This is a genomic window from Nonomuraea lactucae (assembly GCF_003313395.1).
Classification (GTDB): domain Bacteria; phylum Actinomycetota; class Actinomycetes; order Streptosporangiales; family Streptosporangiaceae; genus Nonomuraea; species Nonomuraea lactucae.
The window spans coordinates 1-4,848 of sequence record NZ_QNFZ01000780.1; the positions used below are offsets into that span (position 1 = coordinate 1).

3 protein-coding genes are annotated in these 4,848 nt (G+C 73.1%); all 3 read left to right on the top strand.

Annotated features, from left to right (window positions below; translation table 11 throughout):
- Positions 1 to 315 precede the first annotated feature (315 nt).
- Complete coding sequence (locus DQW85_RS27400) at positions 316 to 2,046, top strand: peptidoglycan D,D-transpeptidase FtsI family protein (protein WP_113702795.1); 1,731 nt, start codon at positions 316 to 318, stop codon at positions 2,044 to 2,046.
- Positions 2,047 to 2,086: 40 nt separating this feature from the next.
- Positions 2,087 to 3,619, top strand: a complete 1,533-nt coding sequence (locus DQW85_RS27405; RefSeq protein WP_113702796.1) for a UDP-N-acetylmuramoyl-L-alanyl-D-glutamate--2,6-diaminopimelate ligase — start codon at positions 2,087 to 2,089, stop codon at positions 3,617 to 3,619.
- Positions 3,616 to 4,848 (top strand): UDP-N-acetylmuramoyl-tripeptide--D-alanyl-D-alanine ligase (locus DQW85_RS27410; RefSeq protein WP_162795423.1); only part of this gene is annotated, 1,233 nt, incomplete at its 3' end. The genes DQW85_RS27405 and DQW85_RS27410, both read left to right, overlap by 4 nt.

Consider the following 4,848-nt stretch of genomic DNA (forward strand, 5'->3'; position numbering starts at 1 on the left):
GGCACCGTGCGGGGCCGGGGGCGCGAGGAACGCGAGGAGGCTCCCAGCCGGGCACGTGAGGAGGCCGCCGGGGGCTCGCGCGGGCGGGCCCGGCAGGACGGGCACGACCGGGCACGAGACCGTGACCAGAGCGACGGCGAAGGACCACGTGGCCGGGCACGCCAGGACGGCCCATCCGGCCGGGGAAGGGAGGCCCGCCCCCCGCAGAACCTCGCCGACGGCCCCCAAAGGCCGTCCCCCAGGCCGTCCCACAGGCCCTCCAACAGGCCGCCGCAGAGGCCCCCCGCGCCCCCGCGCCCGCCCAAGCCGCCGCTCATGCTCCGGCTGGGCAACCCCCGCAGGCGCGTCAACATCGGCCTCATCGGCATGACCTTCATCCTGTCCATCTTCGCTGGGCGGCTCATCCAGATGCAGGGCCTCGACTCCAAGGTCTACGAGGCCGCCGCCGCGGGCCAGCGCCTGCAGAAGGAGGTCATCCCTGCCAAGCGCGGCACGATCACCGACGCCAACGGCCACGAGCTGGCCCTGACCGTCGAGGCCCGGGAGATCGCCATCGACCCCACCAAGGTGCCGCCGAAGGTGCGGGCCAACGTCGCCACCCTGCTCGCCGGCCAGCTCGGCAAGCCCGAGCAGGAGATGTCCGCCAAGCTGGCCCGCGTCGACACCCGCTACCAGCTGCTGGCCAGGGACGTGGAGCCGGTCGTGGCGAGCCGCCTGCTCAAGGCGGGCGTGCCCGGTCTGGCAGAGAAGAAGACCTACCGCCGTCTCTACCCCGCGGGCGACCTGGCCGGCAGCCTCATCGGCTTCGTCGGCGACGAGGACAGGGGCCTCGGCGGCATGGAGGCAGCCAAGAACGCCCTCCTCGCGGGTCGCGACGGCGAGCAGCGCGTCGAGACCGGCCGCGACGGCCAGCGCATCCCCATGACCAGCAGCCAGCGGACCGCCCCGGTCGACGGCCGCGACCTGAGGCTGACCATCGACCGCGACATCCAGTGGGCCGCCCAGCGCGCGATCGCCGAGCAGACCCAGAAGTCGGGCGCGAGCAGTGGCACCGTCATCGTCATGGACGTCCGCACCGCCCAGATCCTCGCCATGGCCAACGCCCCGGAGCTCGACCTGAACAACTGGCGCCGCTCCTCCCCGAGCCTGTACGTCAACAGGGCCGCCTCCGACGTGTTCGAGCCCGGCAGCACGAACAAGGTGATCACCGCGGCGGCCGCGCTGGAGGCGGGGGCGCTCACGCCCGACACCGTCTTCCAGGTCAGGGACAACATCAGGTGCGCCGACCGGGTGCTGCGCGACTCGCACCCGCACCCCTTGGAGGCGATGACGTTCCGCGAGGCGATGGCCAAGTCCAGCAACGTCGCCAACGTCATGGCCGCCCGCAGGGTCGGCAGCGAGCGTCTCTACCACATGCTCAGGGGGTTCGGATTCGGCTCCAGGCCGGGCGGCGGCGTGCCGGGCGCGGGAGCCGGGCTGCTGCCCGATCACAAGACCTGGTCCGGCAGCCAGAACTGCACGATCGCCTACGGCCAGGGCGTGTCGGTGACCGCGCTGCAGATGGCCAGCGTCTACCAGGCCATCGCCAACGGCGGCGTCAAGGTCGAGCCGCAGATCGTCGCGGGTGCGACCGACGAGACGGGCAGGTTCGTCCCCTCTCCTCCCGGTAAGCAGACCAGGGTGGTGAGCGAGAAGACAGCCAAGGAGATCACAACCATGCTCGAGGCCGCGGTGAGTGCCCAGGGCACCGGCGAGCTGGCCGCCATCCCCGGATACCGGGTCGCCGGCAAGACCGGCACGGCCGACCGCTACGATCAGCAACTCGGCCGTTACGACGGCTACACGGCCTCCTTCGCGGGCTTCAGCCCGGCGGACGCGCCCCGGCTGGTGGTGCTCTCCGTGCTGCAGAACCCGAAGAACGGGCACTTCGGCGGGCAGATCGCCGCGCCCGTGTTCAAGGATGTGATGACGTTCGCCATCAAGAGCAGGAAGATCCCGCCGACGGGCTCGGCCGCGCCTCCGGTGCGGACGCGCGCGGGACAGTGACCAGGGAAGGTACGCTGCCGCCGTGCGTCCCCCGTCGTCTATGCGTCCCACGACTAGCCCGCCTCGTCCGCTGACCGGGCTGGCCACCATGCTCGACGCCGACTCCGGTTCGTCGAGGTCACCCCACGCCGCGCTGACCGGCGTCACCATCGACTCCCGCCAGGTCGCGCGCGGAGACCTGTACGTGGCCGTGCGCGGCCAGCAGGTCCACGGCGCGAGCTTCGCGCAGGAGGCGCTGGCCCGCGGCGCCGTCGCCGTCCTCACCGACCACGACGGCCGCGACCAGGCGGTCGCGACCGGGCTGCCGGTGCTGGTCGTGCCCGACCCGCGCGCCCTGCTCGGGCAGGTCGCCTCGTGGGTGTACGGCCAGCCGGCCCACGACATCCAGGTGCTCGGCGTCACCGGCACCAGCGGGAAGTCGACCACCACGTTCCTGCTGGAGGCCGGGCTGCGCGCGGCCGGGCACGTCACGGGGCTGGTGGGCGGCGTCGAGATCCACGTGGGCGGCGAGCGCTTCCCGGCCCGGCTGACCACGCCGGAGGCGTCGGAGCTGCACGGCCTGTTCGCCCTCATGCGCGAGCGGGGCGTGACCGCGGCGGCCATGGAGGTCTCCAGCCACGCGCTCGCCCTCGGCCGGGTCGACGGCGTCTTCTACGACGTGTCCCTCTTCACCAACCTGTCGCAGGACCACCTCGACTTCCACACGGACCTCGACGACTACTTCGCGGCCAAGGCGCGGCTGTTCCAGCCCGAGATGAGCCGCGCCGGCGTGACCAACCTCGACGACCCGCACGGCCGCGAGCTGCTGTCGCGGGCGAAGGTGCCGATGACCACCTTCTCCGCGCTGGGCGACCCGGAGGCGGCCTGGCGGGCGCTGGACGTCCGGCTGGGCGCCGACGGCAGCACGTTCCGGGTCGTCGGGCCGGGCGGGGTCGAGGCCGACGCGCAGATCTCGCTGCCGGGACCGTTCAACGTCTCCAACGCGCTCGGCGCGATCGTGACGCTGGTCGAGGCGGGCGTGCCGCTGCAGACGGCCGTCCACGGCGTCGGCACGCCCACCGGGGTGCCCGGCCGGATGGAGCGGGTGACCGGCCCCGACGAGGAGTTCCAGGCGGTCGTCGACTATTCCCACAAGCCCGGTGCGGTCGAGTCGGTGCTGCGCGCGCTGCGCGAGGTGACCGCGGGCCGGCTCACCGTGGTGCTGGGCTGCGGCGGCGACCGCGACAGAGGCAAACGTCCGCTCATGGGCGAGGCGGCGGCGCGGCTGGCGGATGTGGCGGTTTTCACCAGTGACAATCCGCGCTCGGAGGACCCGCTCGCCATCCTGGCCGCGATGATGGAGGGTGCGCTACGCGTTCCGAGGCACGAACGCGCCCATGTGATCATTGAGCCTGACCGCGCGGCCGCGATCGATCTGGCGATCGGCCGGGCAGAGCGCGGCGACGTGATCGTCGTGGCAGGCAAGGGCCACGAGCAGGGCCAGTACATCTCAGGCGAAGTGATCCCCTTCGACGACCGTAAGGTGGTCGCCGAGGCGATCGCCGTATGCAAGGAAAGCAGGAAGCACGAATGATCCCGTTGCCTCTGGCCAGGATCGCCGAGATAACCTCGGGCGCACTGTCGGGCATGGCCGACCCCCGCGCCGTGGTACGCGGTCCCGTCGTGATCGACTCGCGGGAGGTCCGACCGGGGTCCCTGTTCGTCGCCTTCAAGGGCGCCCGGGTCGACGGGCACGACTACGCGGCCCAGGCGGTGCGGGGCGGAGCCGTGGCGGTGCTGGCGGGCAGGCCGGTCGAGGGGCCGGCGGTGATCGTGCCCGACACGGCCGCCGCGCTCGCCGACCTCGCCACGGCGCAGGCCGCTTCGCTGCCGGGGGCGACCGTCATCGGCGTGACGGGCTCGGCCGGCAAGACCACGACCAAGGACCTGCTGGCCCGGCTCACCGCGCGCATCGGGCCGACCATCGCGCCCGACGGCTCCCACAACAACGAGATCGGCCACCCCCTGACCGTGCTCAAGGCCGATCTCGACACCCGTTTCATGGTGCTGGAGCTGAGCGCCCGCGGCATCGGCCACATCGAGGCCCTCACCCGCATCGCGCCGCCCCGCATCGGCGTGGTGCTCAACGTCGGCACCGCGCACCTCGGGCCGTTCGGCGGCAAGGAGGCCATCGCGCAGGCCAAGGGCGAGCTGGTCGAGTCGCTGCCACGCGGCGGCGTCGCGGTGCTCAACGCCGACGACGAACTGGTGCGCGCGATGGCCTCGCGCACCAACGCGCGCGTCACCCTGTTCGGGCGCTCTCCCGGCGCCGCCATCCGAGCCGAGGGCGTCACCGTGGACGAGCGCGGGCGCGCCTCGTACACGCTGCACACCCCGTCGGGCGCCGCCCCCGTCAAGCTCAAGCTGTACGGCACGGCCGCGGTCGAGAACTCCCTGGCCGCCGCCGCGGCGGGCTACGAGCTGGGCCTGCCCGTCGCCACCATCGCCGAGGAGCTGTCGGACGCCACGCCGCGCAGCCGGTGGCGCATGGAGGTCACCGACCGGCCCGACGGAATCACGGTCGTCAACGACGCCTACAACGCCAACCCCGACTCGATGCGCGCCGCGTTCGAGGCGCTCGCCGTGCTCGGCAAGGGCCGGCGCCGCTTCGCCGTGATCGCCGCGCTGCGCGAGCTGGGCGACGACACCGACGCGCTCAACTCGGAGCTGGGCCGCCTGGCGGGCGGCTCGGGGCTGTCGGGTCTCGTCGTGGCGGGCCCCGACGCCGGGCCCGTCCTCGACGGCGCCTTCGCCGCCGCTGCC

Bases quoted from the DNA above. Each gene is read 5' to 3' on its own strand.
- DQW85_RS27400 (WP_113702795.1), top strand. From the start codon at position 316: ATGCTCCGGCTGGGCAACCCCCGCAGGCGCGTCAACATCGGCCTCATC.
- DQW85_RS27405 (WP_113702796.1), top strand. From the start codon at position 2,087: ATGCGTCCCACGACTAGCCCGCCTCGTCCGCTGACCGGGCTGGCCACC.